Origin of the sequence: Mesorhizobium jarvisii (assembly GCF_003601985.1) — a bacterium.
Classification (GTDB): domain Bacteria; phylum Pseudomonadota; class Alphaproteobacteria; order Rhizobiales; family Rhizobiaceae; genus Mesorhizobium; species Mesorhizobium jarvisii.
Genome location: NZ_QZXA01000007.1, coordinates 184,177 through 199,203, shown reverse-complemented (window position 1 = coordinate 199,203; position 15,027 = coordinate 184,177). Strand labels below are relative to the sequence as shown.

Here is a 15,027-nt window from a genome sequence, read left to right as displayed (position 1 = left end):
CAGGTCAATGCAGGAAATCGAGGATCGCTTTGGCGATCTCGCTGGCATGCGTTTCCAGTGCGAAATGGCCGGTGTCGAGCAAACGCACCACCGCGTCCGGCATGTCGCGCTTGAACGCTTCGGCGCCGGGCGGCAGGAAGAATGGATCGTTCTTGCCCCACACCGCCAGGAACGGTGGCTTGTGGGTGCGGAAATAGGCCTGGAAGGCGGGGTAAAGGGCGACATTGCTCTTGTAGTCGCCGAACAGGTCGAGCTGCACTTCCTCGGCGTCCGGCCGGCCGAAATAGAAGCTGTCGAGCGAATGACCGTCGGGCGAGATCAGATCCGCCGGCGCGCCATGCGTGTACTGCCAGGCGATCGCGTCCGGCTTGAAGGTAGGGCGCAACGCCTCGCGGTTGGCCGGCGACGGGTCGTGCCAATAGGCGCGGATGGGGTTCCAGCCATCGCTCAGGCCTTCCTCGTAGGCGTTGCCGTTCTGCGAGATGATCGCGGCGATGCGCTCGGGGTGCTTCACCGCCAGCCGGAAGCCCGTCGGCGCGCCATAGTCGAACACGTAGAGCGCATAACGGTCGAAGCCGACCACTTCGGTGAAGCGGTCGATGATTTCGGCAATGTGGTCGAACGTATAAGCAAATGTTCTGCGCGCCGGCATGTCGGAGCGGCCGAATCCCGGCAGGTCGGGCGCTACGATATGGAAGCGGTCGGCAAGCAGCGGAATGAGGTCGCGGAACATGTGGCTCGAGCTCGGGAAGCCATGCAGCAGCAACAGTTTCGGTGCGCCTGGTGTGCCGGCTTCGCGATAGAAGATGTTGAAGCCGTCGACATCGGCATTGCGGTAGGCGGTCATGGTTCTCTCCATTGCTGTAACCGAAAAATCGGCATTGGGAAGGTTATCGCGATTGAGGGTGGGCAAGCCCCCTTATGGGGCTCAGGTTCGCATCTCGCCGGCACGCGTTGGCTCTTTTTAGGTCGAGTTGATGAGTAACCTGATAAACACCTATAGAACGGTTACGGGATATGAACGTAACTTGTCAATTGGCCTTGAAGGGGTTATCACTGATTTGTGTTCAGGGCGCTCGGCGGGACCGATGCGCGATTGGAGTTACGATGACCCCTGCGATCTTTGTCGGTGACGCGCTCGGCCTGGATTTCCTCAATTCGATCGCGACGCCGCTCGATACCCCTGTCGACTGGATCAAGGATGGCGAGGGGTTGCTGGATTGGGTCGAACAGGCGCGGCTGGCGCCGTCCGAAGCGCTTGGGGACATGCGCAAGCAAGCTCTCCCGGGCGAACTCGACAAGGTCGCCGACCAGGCACGCCGCCTCAGGGAATGGTTTCGCGGGTTCGTGCGCGAACACAAGGGGCGTCCGCTGGCCGCGCAGGATCTTGCGCAATTGGATCCGCTCAACCGCCTGCTCGAGCGCGACGAGAGCTTTACCCGGATCGTCGTCCTAGCCGATAAGGACATGCCTGCGGGTAGCGAGATTCCTTTTCGGCTTCAGATGGCCCGCAAATGGCGCTCGCCCGAGGCGCTTCTGCTGCCGATCGGCGAAGCGCTGGCGCGGTTCGTCTGCAGCGAGGATTTCTCACATGTGAAAGCCTGCGAGGGTCCGGCCTGCACGCTGCTGTTCGTCGACCACACCCGCGGCCATCGGCGCCGCTGGTGCAGCATGGCGCAGTGCGGCAACCGGGCAAAGCAGGCCGCGCATCGTCACCGCGTCAAGGCGCATCACGATTAGCAGCGACGGCTTCTGCAAAAATTGGACCGACGCCGTGAAGCTGGCGGCTCTGCGCCGCCAGCCCTCGATGGCATCACGGCGCCACGTTCACATGACCCTTCATGTTGGGGTGGAAGCGGCAGAAATAGTCGACCGCTCCCGCCGCCTTCAGTGTCAGGCTCGCCGATTTCTTCGGCGGGATCATCACCTCCCAGCCGCCCTTGACGGTGGCCGTATGGGCAAACACGTCCATGTTGACCCACTCGATCGTGTCGCCGACCTTCGCCTCGACGGTCGCCGGCGAAAAGACGAGCTTGTCGATGGTGACCTCTATGGTTGCGGCCGCCGCCGGCGCCGCCATAAGCGTCAGAGCGGCCACCCATGGCAGATGGATCAAGGCGCCCGCTTTCATTTCAGCATGCCGGCGACATGTTCGGCGTGCTGCTCATGCCCCTGGAAGATCTTGAGGCCGGTCTCGAGCAGGCTCTTCAATTCGGCATTGCTGGCCGAAGGGATGAGCAGCGTTTCGAGCGCGCCATTGACCTGCTTGTGATAGGCGACTTCATTCTCGATATAGGCCTTGTCGAAAGCCGCGCCCTTCAGCTTGGCGAGTTTGGCGTGTTCTTCTTCCGCCGCCTTGGTCAGCGCCTGGCTGGTGGCGTTGTCCTCGGGCTTCACCTTGAGCTTTTTGACCAGATCGAGCGCCTGCTTGTTCACCGCCTCATGGTCGCGCTCCATGTCCTTGGCGAAGGCGACGACCTCCGTGTTCTTCGATGTCTTGATCGCCTGCTTGGCCGCCTCGATGTCGAGGACGCCGGCTGTGTAGGCGATATGGGCGATCTGCGGGTCGGTCGGCTTGTCCGCGGCCTGCGCGAACGGAGCAGCGCTGACGAAAAGCAGGGCGGCAAGGGCGGCGGTATATCGGGTGAACATGGCATCCTCCTTCGCCCGGCCGCGAGGAAGCGCCGGGCTTACATTTCCAGTTGACGCCGATTGGATGCACGGCCGGGAAAAACGTTCCCGCAAAATCGCGACGGGATCATTCCAGGCCCAGCCGCCCCATCACGGCCTTGGTCAACCGCTCGCAGCGGCGGCCGGCGAAGGGGAAGGCGTCGAGCAGGACCGGGCCGATCTCGTCGTCCAGCGCCTTGCGCAACAGGCTACGCCCCCGGTGTAGCCTTGTCTTGACGGTCTCCGGCCGCACGCCGAGCAGATCGGCGGTTTCCTCCATGCTCAGGCCCTCGATGACGCGGGCCACGAAGACCATGCGGTAGATGTCGGGAAGGCTGTCGGTCGCCCGTTCGACAAGTGCGAGAATCTGCCGCTGCGCCATCGTCCGCTCCGGGTCGTCGCTGGGGTTGAGGGGAAAGCGGATGATTTGCGCTTCCGGATTTTCGGGCATCGCCACGGTGCGGCGCCTCTTGCGCAGGCGGCCGAGCGCTTCGTTGATGACGATGCGCGACAGCCAGGTGGCGAGCGAAGAGTCGCCGCGAAATGTCGCCAGATTGGCGAAGGCGCGGACATAGGCCTCCTGGACGACGTCCTCGGCTTCGGCGTCGTTGCGCAGTATTCCGCGCGCGATGCGGTAGAGCCGCTGGTTGTATGTCTTGATGATCGTGCGGAAGGCGCCCGCGTCGCGCGCCAGGGCTCGCTGTACAAGCATCAAGTCGCCGGAAAGAGCCTCGGCCACCCCGGGCATTTTGACGGGTATTGCGAGCTTGCTCATCGCGACCGGATCTCCCCGAGCAGACGCTTGACTGCACGTTGGACGCGCCCGCCGAAAAAAGGTTCCCGAATTTCGGCAACCTGGCTCCGCTATTTTAAGCCGCCGCCAGTCCTTTGTCTGCGGCCTGCACGCGCGCTGCCGCCGCCAGAAGGTCGGTCTGGGTGATCAGGCCGAGAATGCGCCGCTCACCGTCGACGATGACCACGGCGTGGCTGCGGCCGTCGGTCAATAAGGGAAGCAGGCTCATCGCCGGTGTCTCGGGCGAAGCCGTGCCGGCCTTCGACATCACGCCCTTCACCGTATCGGTCGCCTTCGTCAGCTCCCGCAGGCCGACGGCCCCAACCAGCCTTGCATCCGCGCCGACCACCGGCAAGGTGCGGATGTTGTGATCGAGCAGTTGCTGGCGCGCCTCGTCGGCGGTGGCCTGCTCGGGCACCGAAACCACGTCGCGCGACATGATGTCCTGGCAAAGCAGCGTCCGGTGTGAGCGCACCATGGCCTGCAGCTCGACTTGCCTCAGGAGCCGTTCGAGGTCGTTGCGGTCGATGTCGAAGGTTTCGTCGAGCGTGGTCAGCGCCGCGTCGATATCCTCGGGCTGGAAGCCGACGCGCTGCTGCGCCGGCGGATCGGCCGTCCCGTGGCTGTTGGCTGCGGGGGCGGCGACATGCGGGTAGTTGCGCCGCGCCAGCCTGTGGAAAAGCAGGCCGAGCGTGACCAGGATGATCGAATTCAGGGCCACCGGCACGAACGGAAACAGGAAGCCGGCGCTGACTACGGCCGGCCCGCCGAGCACCGCCGTCAGCGCCGCCGCGCCGCCCGGCGGATGCAGGCAGCGCGTGAACGACATGGCCGCGATGGCGAGCGCCACGGCAAGGCCCGAGGCCATGACCGGATCATGGATGAAATGCGCCACCGTCACGCCCACCAGCGCCGATATGGAATTGCCGCCGATGATCGACCAGGGCTGCGCCAACGGGCTCGCGGGCACGGCGAAGAGAAGTACGGCCGAGGCGCCCATCGGCGCCACCAGCAGGGCCACATGCGGGCCGCCGCCCATTGCCAGCCCGCTGATCACGCCGGTCAGCGCGATGCCGATCGTGGCGCCGATACAGGCCAGCAGCCGCTCTCGCAGCGTCGCGCCGGCAAGGATGGGGACAAAAAGACGAAAGGCCATGGCAGGGTTGTGACCAAATGGGATTGGACGAGGGTACCAGTGCAGCACGCAATGCGGCAGAACCCGCGGATTTGAAAGTCAAACAAATCCCGAAAGCAGCGGCCCGGGAGAATAGTATTGCGCGACGCGCAGCAATGGGATGCCGCGAGCGGCTCGCGCTTTGTCATCAGCGCCAAGGCCTTGCGGCTGTCTGCTGATTCTGCCCGGCAGTCAGTCCGTGCGCGCCGGTTAGGCCGTCGCTGCGGCCAGACCGCGCAAAATGTCGTCTTTCAGGTCGTCTACATCCTCGAGACCGATCTGCAGGCGGATCAACGGGCCTTCATAAGGGCCTTTTGCAACGACGCGGTCGCCAAGCCAGACCGGCACCGCAAGGCTCTCATAGCCGCCCCAGGAATAGCCGAGGCCGAATATCCTGAGCGCGTCGAGGAAAGCGTGCTGCTCCCTCTGGCCGCCGCCGGCGAGCACGATGGAAAAGATGCCGCTCGAACCGCAAAAGTCGCGCTTCCACAGATCGTGGTCCCGGTGGCTGGGAAGGGCAGGGTGGAGCACGCGCGCCACGCCCTTCTGGCCTTCGAGCCACGACGCGATGGCCAGCGCGCTGCGCTGGTGATGCTCAAGGCGCACGCCCATGGTGCGCAGACCGCGCAGCACCTGGTAGACATCGTCGGGTCCCGCGCAGCAGCCGAGCGTGCAGAAGCTCTCGTAGATCCGCTCCCAGTGGCTCTCATTGGCCGAGACCGTGCCCAGCAGCACGTCGGAATGGCCGGCCGGATACTTCGTCGCCGCGTGGATAGAGATGTCGACGCCGTGGTCGAGCGGCCGGAAATAGAGCGGCGTCGCCCAGGTGTTGTCCATCATCACGATAGCGCCGGCCGCGTGCGCCGCCTTGGCGATCGCCGGGATGTCCTGCACCTCGAACGTGTTGGAGGCTGGCGATTCCGTGAACACCACCTTGGTGTTGGGCTTGATCAAGGCGGCGATGCCAGCGCCGATACGAGGATCATAATACTCCACCTCGACGCCGAGCCGCTTCAGCATCGTGTCGGCGAAATTACGGGTCGGATGGTAGACGCTGTCGACAATCAGCAGGTGATCGCCGGCCGATACGAAGGCGAGCAGCGGAATGGTCACCGCCGCAAGGCCCGACGGCACCACGATCGTGCCGGCGGATCCCTCCAGCGCGTCGATGGCCTGGGCAAGGGCGTCCGTCGTCGGCGTGCCGCGCGTGCCGTAGGTGTATTTCTGGCTGCGGCCAGCCATTGCGGCGGCGTTGCGGAACAGCACGGTCGAGGCGTGCACGACAGGCGGATTGACGAAGCCGAAATAGTCGTGCGGGTTGTTGCCCGAATGGGCCAACCGCGTGTTGATGCCCATTTTGCCGGAACCCTGCTCGTTGCCGTCCTTAGCCATTCTTCGTCTTCGCCTTGTTTGACAAGGCGCTAGCCATAGTGCGGCGTCGTGGACCGCGCAACAGCCCAGCCTTCGCCAAGGATAGACTTCGAATATGCCAATTCTCCGGCTGAACGGCATTGTGGCGAGGCCCTGAAACGGGCCGGCCAAGGGGCGGCAATGATTGTCGGCGGAGCCGATCGTGCCCCGGTCAACCTATTGTAGGCGGCTATGAAACATATATAATAGATTTCTAATATTAATCGCCGGATTGCCTCGATCAGATGCTGCCGGACGGTTTTTGGCCGGTTACCTCCTGATCCCCCGGTCCGGGTATCGCGTTCACAGAGCGCGGCAAGGGGAGGAATGCCATGGCCAAAGTCAAATGGACAATGAAGGCGCGCGAATTCGTCAACTGCAATTGCGCCTATGGCTGCCCATGCCAGTTCAACGCCATGCCCACACACGGCTTCTGTCAGGCGGTTACCGGCATCGAAATCGAGAGCGGGCATCACGGAGCCACCAAACTTGATGGATTGCGGCTCGTCGGGATTTTCCGCTGGCCGGGCGCCATCCATCAGGGCGGCGGCGAAGCAGCGGTGGTTGTCGACGAGAGGGCGAGCGAGGCCCAACGTGAAGCGCTGCTTCGCATACTCGGCGGACAGGACACCGAACCAGGCGCGACTATATTCGAGGTCTTCTCGACCACGCTGGAGAAATTCCATGACCCGATCTTTGCCCCGATCGACTTCGAGGTCGACGTCGACGCGCGAACCGGACGCCTGCATGTCGAGGGCGTAGCCGACGGTCATGGCGAGCCGATCAAGAATCCGGTCACCGGCGCCGAGCATCGGGCACGCATCGACCTGCCGCACGGCTCCGAATACGCAATGGCCGAGATCGGGCGCGGCTGGACCAAGGCGACAGGCCCGATCAAGTTCGAGGTGGCCGACACGCACAGTCATTTTGCCAATCTGCATCTCACGCAGAGCGGCGTCGTCCATTGAGCTGATCCAATGGGCGACACGGCCTTAGAGGCGGTGCTGCGGCGCGACCGCACGGTCGTGATGACCGCGATCGTCGTGATTGCGGTGCTCGCCTGGGCCTATGTGCTGTGGCTCGCCATCGACATGGCCATGCCCACATCCCCGATGCCGGCTGGAGCGAGCGGCGATATGGCCGCAATGGACATGTCGAATATCGACATGGGTGGCATGGATATGGGCGCCGCCGTGGCGCCCGGTTTCCGGGCCTGGGCACCCGCCGATTTCGCCTTCATCTTCACCATGTGGGCGGTGATGATGGTCGGCATGATGACGCCTTCGGTCGCGCCGCTGCTGCTGCTCTATGCCGGCATCGGCCGCAAGGCGCAGGCGGATGGCCGCCCCATCGCTTCGACCGGATGGTTTTTTACCGGCTATCTCACCGTCTGGATCGTCTTCAGCATCGCCGCGACCGTCGCGCAATGGCTGCTCGGCCGCCTGGCCCTGCTCGACCCCTCGATGGCGACCGACAGCACGATCCTCGGCGGCCTCGTCCTGATCGCCGCCGGCCTCTATCAATGGACGCCGATCAAGGGCGTCTGCTTGCGCCAATGTCAGGGGCCGATCGGGTTCCTGATGAGCCATGGCGGGTTCCGTTCCGCGCCGGTCGGCGCGATTCGGCTAGGTGTCGACCACGGCCTCTATTGTCTGGGCTGCTGCTGGGCGCTGATGGCCCTGCTGTTCGTCGGCGGCGTCATGAACATCCTGTGGATTGCCGCTATCGCCATCCTCGTTCTCCTGGAAAAGATGGCTACGAGCGGGCCGTTGATCTCGCGCATTTCGGGCGCGCTGATGGTGGCCGCCGGCGTGTGGTTGATGTCTCGCGCACTTTGACGGCGCAGATCCGATGACAGTCTTCGGACTTGCCAATTCATCCGGTATCCAGATCAGGGACGCCAAGCTCGTGCCAGTTATGGATTTCGCCGCTGACCCGCATTTGCGATGAATGCGCTTTGCCGACTTTATTAGCGCCGTGACTAAATTGCGGCTGCGTTTGTCTGCAATTCGGGCATTTCAGGCAATCGATTTTCAAAGACGTTCGGATTCGGTCATTTCCCTTGACCTCACAGGAATTATCGCCTTCGATGCTGTTCGTGAATGGGAGGCGGCGCGTCGCTTACGATGCGGGATTCCGGGAATGGGATGGAATGGGAGCTGCGTTCACACGGGAAAAAAGATCAGGTTTTGCCTGAAAACAGAAAAGGGTCTGTGGGTCATGAAACATATTGCTATCGGCATCCTTGGCGCCGCTACGCTCGGGTTTATGGGGTCGGCCGCGTCGGCGACGACGCTCGACACCGTCAAGGCGAAGGGCTTCATCCAATGCGGTGTCTCGACGGGTCTGGCCGGTTTCTCGGCGCCCGACGACAAGGGTGACTGGCAGGGCATCGACGCGGATTTCTGCCGCGCTGTCGCGGCCGCCGTCTTCGGTGACGGCACCAAGGTCAAGTTCACCCCGCTCAGCGCCAAGGAGCGCTTCACCGCGCTGCAGTCCGGCGAGGTCGACATCCTGTCGCGCAACACCACCTGGACCATCAATCGCGACACGGCGCTTGGCCTGAATTTTATCGGCACGACCTACTATGACGGCCAGGGCTTCATGATCAACGCCAAGAAGCTGCCTGGCGTCAATTCGGCGCTCCAGCTCTCGGGCGCGGCCGTGTGCGTGCAGAGCGGCACCACCACAGAGCTGAACCTCGCCGACTACTTCAAGGCGAACAAGATGGAGTACAATCCGGTCGTCTTCGAGAAGCTCGAAGAGGTCAACGCCGCCTATGACGCCGGCCGCTGCGATGTCTACACCACGGACCAGTCGGGCCTTTACGGTATCCGCCTGACGCTGGGCTCGCCGGCCGATCACGTCGTGCTGCCCGAGATCATCTCCAAGGAGCCGCTCGGACCGGCGGTGCGCCAAGGCGACGACCAGTGGTACCACATCGTCAAGTGGACGTATTTCGCGCTGCTTGACGCCGAGGAACTCGGCATCACAAAGGCCAATGTCGATGAAATGAAGAACTCGGCCAGCCCGGAGATCAAGCGCGTTCTCGGCCAGGAAGCCGACACCAAGATCGGCACCGATCTCGGCGTCTCCAATGACTGGGTCGTCAATATCGTCAAGGCCGTCGGCAATTACGGCGAAATGTTCGATCGCAATGTCGGCTCGGGCAGCCCGCTCAAGATCGCGCGCGGCATCAATGCGCTGTGGACCAAGGGCGGCCTGCAATACGCTCCGCCGATCCGCTGACCGAAATGTGATCCGGAAGGCAGATATCTGCCTTCCGGTTTCTCTTTTCAGGGGACGGGCACATGGCATCGCAGGAAGTTCTTCGCGAGGAGTCCAGCAGGGCTTCCTTCATCAATGACCCGAAGATACGCAGTCTCTTCTTCCAGACGCTGGTCGTCATCGTCCTGTTCGGCTCCGTCTGGTGGATCGTGCAGAACGTCATCGACAATCTGCAGCGCCTGCACATCGCTTCCGGCTTCGGTTTTCTGAGGGGCAGAGCCGGGTTCGACATTTCGGATACGCCGATCGCCTATACGTCGGACTCGACTTATGGCCGCGCCATCGTCGTCGGCCTGATCAACACCATCATCGTCGCCGTGGCCGGCATCATCACCGCCACAATCATCGGCTTCGTCATCGGCATCGGCCGCCTGTCGCAGAACTGGCTGATCCAGAAGATCTGTACGGTCTATGTCGAGATCTTCCGCAACATCCCGCCGCTGCTGGTCATCTTCTTCTGGTATTCCGGCGTGCTTGCCGTGCTGCCGGCGCCGCGTGACAGCTATCATCTGCCCTTCGGCTCCTTCCTCAACCAGCGCGGCTTCTACTTTCCCCGCGCAGTCTGGGGCGAGGGTTCCTGGCTGATCTTCGTCGCCCTCCTTGTCGGCATCGCCATGGCCTGGTTCGTCGCCCGCACGGCGCGTCAGCGGCAGATGGCGACCGGCCAGCAATTTCCAGTGTTTTGGACCTCGGTGGCGCTGATCGTCGGCCTGCCGGTGCTCGCCTATGTGCTGAGCGGCTTTCCGCTCAGCTTTGATCTTCCCAAACAATCGACCTTCAATCTGACCGGCGGCTTTCAGGTCAAGCCGGAGTTCCTGTCGCTCTATCTGGCGCTGTCCTGCTACACGGCCGCCTTCATCGCCGAAATCGTGCGCGCCGGCATCAGGGGCGTCAGCAAGGGCCAGACCGAGGCGGCCGCGGCACTTGGGCTGCGGTCCGGGTCGATCTTGCGGCTGGTTGTGGTGCCGCAGGCCATGCGTATCGTCATCCCGCCGCTGACCAGCCAGTATCTCAACCTGACCAAGAACTCCTCGCTGGCGATCGCCATCGGCTATCCCGACCTGACGGCGACCGCCGGCACGGTGTTGAACCAGACCGGACAGGCGGTCGAAGGCGTGCTGATCATGATGATCGCCTATCTCATACTCAGCCTGGTGACCTCCGCCGTCATGAACGTGGTCAACGCCAGAATGGCGCTGGTGGAGAGGTAGAGCCATGCAGGAACACGATATGTCCTGGGTGCGCACCGAAATGGCCTTGGCGCAGCCTGCACCGGCCAGCGTCAGCGGCCCCGGCGCCTGGGTGCGCAGGAACCTGATCGGTTCGGTTGGCGACACCATCCTCACGATCCTCGGCATCGTCATCGTCGCCTGGGTTCTGCCGCAAATCATCAACTGGGCGTTCATCAACGCCGTGTGGACAGGGCCGGACCGCACCGTCTGCGCGACCGTCGCGCAAGGCGGCATTCAGCCGGATGGCTGGAGCGGCGCCTGCTGGGCCTTCGTCAATGCCAAGTTCGGCCAGTTCATGTTCGGAACCTATCCGGTCGAGGAGCGCTGGCGGCCGATCTTGGTCGCCATCCTGTTCACCGCGCTGCTGGTGCCGATGCTGATCCCGCGTGTGCCGCGCAAGGGATTGAACGCCATCCTGCTGTTCCTGGTACTGCCGATCGTCTCGTTCTTCCTGCTGGTCGGCGGCGTATTCGGCCTGCCGCATGTCGAAACCTCGCGCTGGGGCGGGCTGCTGATCACACTGAGCCTTTCCTTCGTCGGCATCGCGGTGTCGCTGCCGCTGGGAACCGTGCTGGCGCTCGGCCGGCGCTCCAAGATGCCCATCGTCAAGATGTTGTGCGTGGTCTTCATCGAAGCCGTGCGCGGCATCCCGCTGATTACCGTTCTGTTCTTCGTCAGCGTCATGCTGCCGCTGTTCCTGCCGGCCGGCGTCACCTTCGACAAATATTTGCGGGCGCTGATTGGCGTGTCGCTGTTTGCCGCCGCCTACATGGCCGAAGTGGTGCGCGGCGGGCTGCAGGCTATTCCGAAAGGCCAGTACGAGGGCGCCGATTCGCTCGGCCTCGGTTACTGGCAGAAGATGGGACTGATCGTGCTGCCGCAGGCGCTGAAGCTTGTCATTCCCGGCATCGTCAACACCTTCATCGGCATGTTCAAGGATACCAGCCTGGTCCTCATCATCTCGATGTTCGACCTGCTCGGTATCGTGAAGCAGAATTTTTCCGACGCCAACTGGGCAACGGCGCAGACCGCCAAATCCGGTCTCGTCTTCGCCGCCTTTGTCTTTTGGCTGTTCTGCTTCGGCATGTCGCGCTATTCAATGTACACCGAACGCCGGCTCGACACCGGCCACAAACGCTAACAAAAGAATAAGGGGACCCGTCATGGCCACCGAAAACGCCGTCAGCGCCGAAGAGATCAAGGTCAACGCCGCCAAGATGCACATCTCGACCACCGATGTCGCCATCGACATCATCGCCATGCACAAATGGTATGGCGAGTTCCATGTGCTGAAAGACATCAACCTCAAAGTGATGCGCGGCGAACGCATCGTCATCTGCGGCCCGTCGGGCTCCGGCAAATCGACGATGATCCGCTGCATCAACCGGCTAGAAGAGCATCAGAAGGGCAAGATCATCGTCGATGGCAAGGAGTTGACCAACGATCTGAAAAAGATCGACGAGGTGCGCCGCGAGGTCGGCATGGTGTTCCAGCACTTCAACCTGTTCCCGCATCTGACCATCCTGGAGAACTGCACGCTTGCGCCGATCTGGGTGCGCAAGACACCGAAGAAACAGGCCGAGGAAATCGCCATGCATTTCCTCAAGCGCGTGAAAATCCCCGAGCAGGCCAACAAATATCCCGGCCAGCTATCTGGCGGCCAGCAGCAGCGCGTGGCCATCGCGCGTTCGCTGTGCATGAACCCTCGCATCATGCTGTTCGATGAGCCGACCTCGGCGCTCGACCCGGAAATGATCAAGGAAGTGCTGGAGACCATGGTTGGTCTGGCCGAGGAAGGCATGACCATGCTGTGCGTCACCCACGAAATGGGCTTTGCCCGCAAGGTCGCCAACCGGGTGATCTTCATGGATCAGGGCCAGATCGTCGAGCAGAACACGCCGGCCGAGTTCTTCGACCACCCGCGCCACGAGCGCACGAAATTGTTCCTCAGCCAGATCCTGCACTGAGCGGTTCCAAACTGAGCGCAAGAGCCCGGCCGCAACGCGGCCGGGCTCTTTGCTTGTGGATCGGGTGATGCGATTGGCGGCGGGGACGTCATCGATGAGAAAAGTCCTGCGTTTCCTCTCCATGGTGCTGGCCGCGATCGTGCTTGCGGCGACCCTCGGCACGCTGGTGCCGCGCCCGCTCTGGCCGGCGGCGTCGGCGGGCGAGGGCACGCGGCATATACTGGTGCTGAAGAACCCGATCCATACCGATATCGCCATTCCAGTGGACGACGCCGTACGCAAGCGCTTCCACTTCCTGGTGGACGCCGGGCTGCCGTCAGATGCGCCCGAGGTGCGCTACATCGTCTTCGGCTGGGGCGGCCGCGCCTTCTATCTGGAAACACCGACGTGGTCCGAGCTCAAGGCCGTTCCGGTGATGAAGGCGCTGACCCTCGACGCCTCGGTCATGCATGTCGATGTCGCCGGCGCTATCGTCGAACCGCATCCCGATGTCGCCGGCTTCGACATTGGTGATGATCAGTTCACGGCCTTGCTTGATTTTATCGCAGCCAGTTTTCAGCAGGGGCCTGGCGGCCCGATCGTCATCGAGAATGCGGCCTACTCCAGCTTCGACCGCTTCTACGAGGCGAACGGTCATTTCAACGCACTGGTCGGCTGCAACACTTGGACCGCCGCCGCGTTGCGCACCGCCGGCCTGCGGACCGGCTGGTGGAACCCGTTGCCGGTGTCGCTGGGATGGTCGTTGCGGCTGTATAATTAGCTAATCGGCTTTACGGTCCTGCTTCATCACATATTCGCGCAATGCCTTATTGATCGCGCTTTGATAACCGCGACCATCGGGCTCGCGCCCCTTGAACCATGCGACTAGATCAGAGTCGACGTCCTACCGCCTGACGACCCTCTGCTCCTCCCAGCCATAAAGCCAGTCGAGGTCGGCGGCGAGCTTCTCCGCAGGCCGTGCCGCCAGCACCACATTGCGGGCCAGTGCCACCGGACCTCGGGCGTGCCAGGCAAGCCGGTTGAGCGCACCGCGCTTGAGGACCCTCTCCACGCGCGGCCGCCGCAGATTTTCCCAGATGGTGAGGCTCTGTCGCGGATCGGCGGGAAAGTCGGTGACCAGAGTGGCGAGCGTCGCTGCATCCTCGATCGCCATTGCCGCGCCCTGTGCAGCGAACGGCGTCATCGCATGCGCGGCATCGCCGATCAGCGCGATGCCGGCTGGCATTGTCCAGGGCTGCTTCTGCTCCACGGTATGCAGCGGCCAGGTCAGCCACGGGCCGGCCTGTTCCACCAGCTTCACGAGTCCTGGCGCGGTGCCGCGCATGGCGGCGGCGAGGATGCCGGGATCGGCACGGCCGGACCACCCCTCGGCGATGCGCTCGCCTTTGGTGAACGCGACGAGATTGAAGGCGTCGCCCTTGCTGACGGGATAGGCGACCATATGGAAACCCGGATGCAGGAAAGTCGTGACGCAATCGGCCGCGCCGATCGCGGCAAAGGCTTGCCCGGCACCGCTGTCGGCCGCGACGGTGGTGCGCCAGGCCAGCTCTCCCGAAAAACGGCTTCTTGGCGATGCCATCCTTTTTGCATCGACAAGCCCGCGTACCGACGACCAGACGCCATCGGCGCCGACCAGCAAGGAGCCCTGTTCCTCTGCCGTCTTGCCGCCGATCTCGACGGTCGCCGTCACACCACGGCTGCCAGTCGCAATTTTTTCGACGCGCGCCCCGAGCGTGAGATGGATATCAGGCATCTCTGCCGCACACGCCATCAGCGCACTCTGCAGATCTGCCCGGTGCGCGACGAGATAGGGAGCGCCCCAGCGGCTTTCACCCGATTGTCCCAACGGCACACGCGCCAATTGGCGTAACGTCCTGGCATCCTTGAGCATCACGGCCTCCGGCCGCACCGCCGCCGGCAGCAGCCGGTCGAGCACGCCGAGGTCACGCAGGATGCGTGTCGCGTTGGGAGAAAGCTGGAGGCCGGCGCCTACGGCTTCCAGGCGCGGCGCTTGCTCGAACACCTGCACGGGATAGCCGCGTCTGGCAAAAGCAAGTGCCGCGGTCAGCCCGGCGACGCCCGCTCCGGCGATGACGATTTGCCGGGAGCGCTGGTCGTCCATCAGGTCCGTCGGGAAAGAATCAAGCGGCCTGGTCGATGTAGAGGCAGCCTGCCGGCAGCGTTTCCGTTGCCTTCAGCTTCGGCGAGTAGCGATAGAGCGTCGAGCAATAGGGGCAGACTTTTTCATTGTCGTCGCCCATGTCGAGAAACACATGCGGGTGGTCGAAAGGCGGATTGGCGCCCGTGCACATGAATTCCTTGACCCCGATGTCGATCGCCGGATGGCCGGCATCGTTCTGGAAATGGGGAATGGAACCGCCTGCCATCGTCGTCTCCTTAACGCAGTCTCGCATGCATCTGGATCATAACAGGTCTCTTTGCAAGATCGATGAAATGAAACTGTCGCAAAAGCCTGTCAGAGGATAAGTTGAG

General features: G+C 63.0%; 16 protein-coding genes and 1 pseudogene. 8 read left to right on the top strand and 9 right to left on the bottom strand.

The window, feature by feature from the left end; all coding sequences use genetic code 11:
* Positions 1–4: 4 nt before the first annotated feature.
* On the bottom strand, positions 5–847 hold the full coding sequence (locus D3242_RS19150; RefSeq protein WP_019857386.1) for an alpha/beta fold hydrolase: 843 nt from the start codon (positions 845–847) through the stop codon (positions 5–7).
* Between the two features lie 260 nt (positions 848–1,107).
* Between D3242_RS19150 and D3242_RS19145 the strand changes: the two genes are divergently transcribed.
* Positions 1,108–1,740, top strand: a complete 633-nt coding sequence (locus D3242_RS19145; protein WP_038645978.1) for a CGNR zinc finger domain-containing protein — start codon at positions 1,108–1,110, stop codon at positions 1,738–1,740.
* A gap of 73 nt (positions 1,741–1,813) precedes the next feature.
* On the opposite strand, the gene D3242_RS19140 is transcribed toward D3242_RS19145, so the two are convergent.
* From D3242_RS19140 to D3242_RS19120, 5 genes are all read right to left on the bottom strand, one after another.
* Positions 1,814–2,131: a cupredoxin domain-containing protein gene (locus tag D3242_RS19140; RefSeq protein WP_038645980.1), complete on the bottom strand. Its 318-nt coding sequence runs from the start codon at positions 2,129–2,131 to the stop codon at positions 1,814–1,816.
* Positions 2,128–2,652: a DUF4142 domain-containing protein gene (locus D3242_RS19135; protein WP_038645982.1), complete on the bottom strand. Its 525-nt coding sequence runs from the start codon at positions 2,650–2,652 to the stop codon at positions 2,128–2,130. The genes D3242_RS19140 and D3242_RS19135 overlap by 4 nt, the downstream gene beginning before the upstream one ends.
* A 106-nt stretch (positions 2,653–2,758) precedes the next feature.
* Positions 2,759–3,445 (bottom strand): RNA polymerase sigma factor, encoded by a 687-nt coding sequence (locus D3242_RS19130; RefSeq protein WP_019857390.1) that lies wholly within the window; start codon positions 3,443–3,445, stop codon positions 2,759–2,761.
* Positions 3,446–3,539: 94 nt separating this feature from the next.
* On the bottom strand, positions 3,540–4,619 hold the full coding sequence (locus D3242_RS19125; RefSeq protein WP_019857391.1) for an HPP family protein: 1,080 nt from the start codon (positions 4,617–4,619) through the stop codon (positions 3,540–3,542).
* A 228-nt stretch (positions 4,620–4,847) separates the two neighbouring features.
* Positions 4,848–6,029 (bottom strand): cystathionine beta-lyase, encoded by a 1,182-nt coding sequence (locus tag D3242_RS19120; protein WP_019857392.1) that lies wholly within the window; start codon positions 6,027–6,029, stop codon positions 4,848–4,850.
* Between the two features lie 350 nt (positions 6,030–6,379).
* Between D3242_RS19120 and D3242_RS19115 the strand changes: the two genes are divergently transcribed.
* The 7 genes from D3242_RS19115 to D3242_RS19085 all read left to right on the top strand — a co-directional run bounded on the left by D3242_RS19115 (position 6,380) and on the right by D3242_RS19085 (position 13,294).
* The gene (locus D3242_RS19115; protein WP_019857393.1) at positions 6,380–7,015 is read left to right on the top strand and encodes a DUF1326 domain-containing protein; all 636 of its coding nucleotides are present in this window, start codon (positions 6,380–6,382) and stop codon (positions 7,013–7,015) included.
* Between the two features lie 9 nt (positions 7,016–7,024).
* Entirely contained in the window at positions 7,025–7,885 is an 861-nt protein-coding gene (locus tag D3242_RS19110; RefSeq protein WP_064984884.1) for a DUF2182 domain-containing protein, read from the top strand.
* A 382-nt stretch (positions 7,886–8,267) separates the two neighbouring features.
* Positions 8,268–9,296 carry an amino acid ABC transporter substrate-binding protein gene (locus D3242_RS19105; RefSeq protein ID WP_019857395.1) on the top strand — a complete coding sequence of 343 codons (1,029 nt, stop codon included), beginning with the start codon at positions 8,268–8,270 and terminating at the stop codon, positions 9,294–9,296.
* Between the two features lie 62 nt (positions 9,297–9,358).
* Positions 9,359–10,546, top strand: coding sequence for an amino acid ABC transporter permease (locus D3242_RS19100; protein WP_038645989.1), 1,188 nt, complete (start codon positions 9,359–9,361; stop codon positions 10,544–10,546).
* Between the two features lie 4 nt (positions 10,547–10,550).
* Entirely contained in the window at positions 10,551–11,708 is a 1,158-nt protein-coding gene (locus D3242_RS19095; RefSeq protein ID WP_019857397.1) for an amino acid ABC transporter permease, read from the top strand.
* Between the two features lie 76 nt (positions 11,709–11,784).
* Complete coding sequence (locus D3242_RS19090; RefSeq protein WP_031240865.1) at positions 11,785–12,534, top strand: amino acid ABC transporter ATP-binding protein; 750 nt, start codon at positions 11,785–11,787, stop codon at positions 12,532–12,534.
* Positions 12,535–12,628: 94 nt separating this feature from the next.
* Positions 12,629–13,294 carry a TIGR02117 family protein gene (locus D3242_RS19085; RefSeq protein ID WP_064984883.1) on the top strand — a complete coding sequence of 222 codons (666 nt, stop codon included), beginning with the start codon at positions 12,629–12,631 and terminating at the stop codon, positions 13,292–13,294.
* Here D3242_RS19085 and D3242_RS34480 read toward each other — a convergent pair.
* The 3 genes and pseudogenes from D3242_RS34480 to D3242_RS19070 form a co-directional block, all read right to left on the bottom strand.
* Positions 13,295–13,402: pseudogene (locus D3242_RS34480) on the bottom strand (hypothetical protein); the annotation flags it as partial.
* Positions 13,403–13,417: 15 nt separating this feature from the next.
* Positions 13,418–14,656: an FAD-dependent monooxygenase gene (locus D3242_RS19075; RefSeq protein ID WP_038645993.1), complete on the bottom strand. Its 1,239-nt coding sequence runs from the start codon at positions 14,654–14,656 to the stop codon at positions 13,418–13,420.
* Between the two features lie 19 nt (positions 14,657–14,675).
* The gene (locus D3242_RS19070; RefSeq protein ID WP_015318409.1) at positions 14,676–14,921 is read right to left on the bottom strand and encodes a zinc-finger domain-containing protein; all 246 of its coding nucleotides are present in this window, start codon (positions 14,919–14,921) and stop codon (positions 14,676–14,678) included.
* Positions 14,922–15,027: the final 106 nt, after the last annotated feature.

Excerpts from the sequence above, each read along its gene's own strand:
- D3242_RS19150 (WP_019857386.1), bottom strand. The coding sequence starts at position 847 with ATGACCGCCTACCGCAATGCCGATGTCGACGGCTTCAACATCTTCTAT.
- D3242_RS19145 (WP_038645978.1), top strand. The coding sequence starts at position 1,108 with ATGACCCCTGCGATCTTTGTCGGTGACGCGCTCGGCCTGGATTTCCTC.
- D3242_RS19140 (WP_038645980.1), bottom strand. The coding sequence starts at position 2,131 with ATGAAAGCGGGCGCCTTGATCCATCTGCCATGGGTGGCCGCTCTGACG.
- D3242_RS19135 (WP_038645982.1), bottom strand. The coding sequence starts at position 2,652 with ATGTTCACCCGATATACCGCCGCCCTTGCCGCCCTGCTTTTCGTCAGC.
- D3242_RS19130 (WP_019857390.1), bottom strand. The coding sequence starts at position 3,445 with ATGAGCAAGCTCGCAATACCCGTCAAAATGCCCGGGGTGGCCGAGGCT.
- D3242_RS19125 (WP_019857391.1), bottom strand. The coding sequence starts at position 4,619 with ATGGCCTTTCGTCTTTTTGTCCCCATCCTTGCCGGCGCGACGCTGCGA.
- D3242_RS19120 (WP_019857392.1), bottom strand. The coding sequence starts at position 6,029 with ATGGCTAAGGACGGCAACGAGCAGGGTTCCGGCAAAATGGGCATCAAC.
- D3242_RS19115 (WP_019857393.1), top strand. The coding sequence starts at position 6,380 with ATGGCCAAAGTCAAATGGACAATGAAGGCGCGCGAATTCGTCAACTGC.
- D3242_RS19110 (WP_064984884.1), top strand. The coding sequence starts at position 7,025 with ATGGGCGACACGGCCTTAGAGGCGGTGCTGCGGCGCGACCGCACGGTC.
- D3242_RS19105 (WP_019857395.1), top strand. The coding sequence starts at position 8,268 with ATGAAACATATTGCTATCGGCATCCTTGGCGCCGCTACGCTCGGGTTT.
- D3242_RS19100 (WP_038645989.1), top strand. The coding sequence starts at position 9,359 with ATGGCATCGCAGGAAGTTCTTCGCGAGGAGTCCAGCAGGGCTTCCTTC.
- D3242_RS19095 (WP_019857397.1), top strand. The coding sequence starts at position 10,551 with ATGCAGGAACACGATATGTCCTGGGTGCGCACCGAAATGGCCTTGGCG.
- D3242_RS19090 (WP_031240865.1), top strand. The coding sequence starts at position 11,785 with ATGCACATCTCGACCACCGATGTCGCCATCGACATCATCGCCATGCAC.
- D3242_RS19085 (WP_064984883.1), top strand. The coding sequence starts at position 12,629 with ATGAGAAAAGTCCTGCGTTTCCTCTCCATGGTGCTGGCCGCGATCGTG.
- D3242_RS19075 (WP_038645993.1), bottom strand. The coding sequence starts at position 14,656 with ATGGACGACCAGCGCTCCCGGCAAATCGTCATCGCCGGAGCGGGCGTC.
- D3242_RS19070 (WP_015318409.1), bottom strand. The coding sequence starts at position 14,921 with ATGGCAGGCGGTTCCATTCCCCATTTCCAGAACGATGCCGGCCATCCG.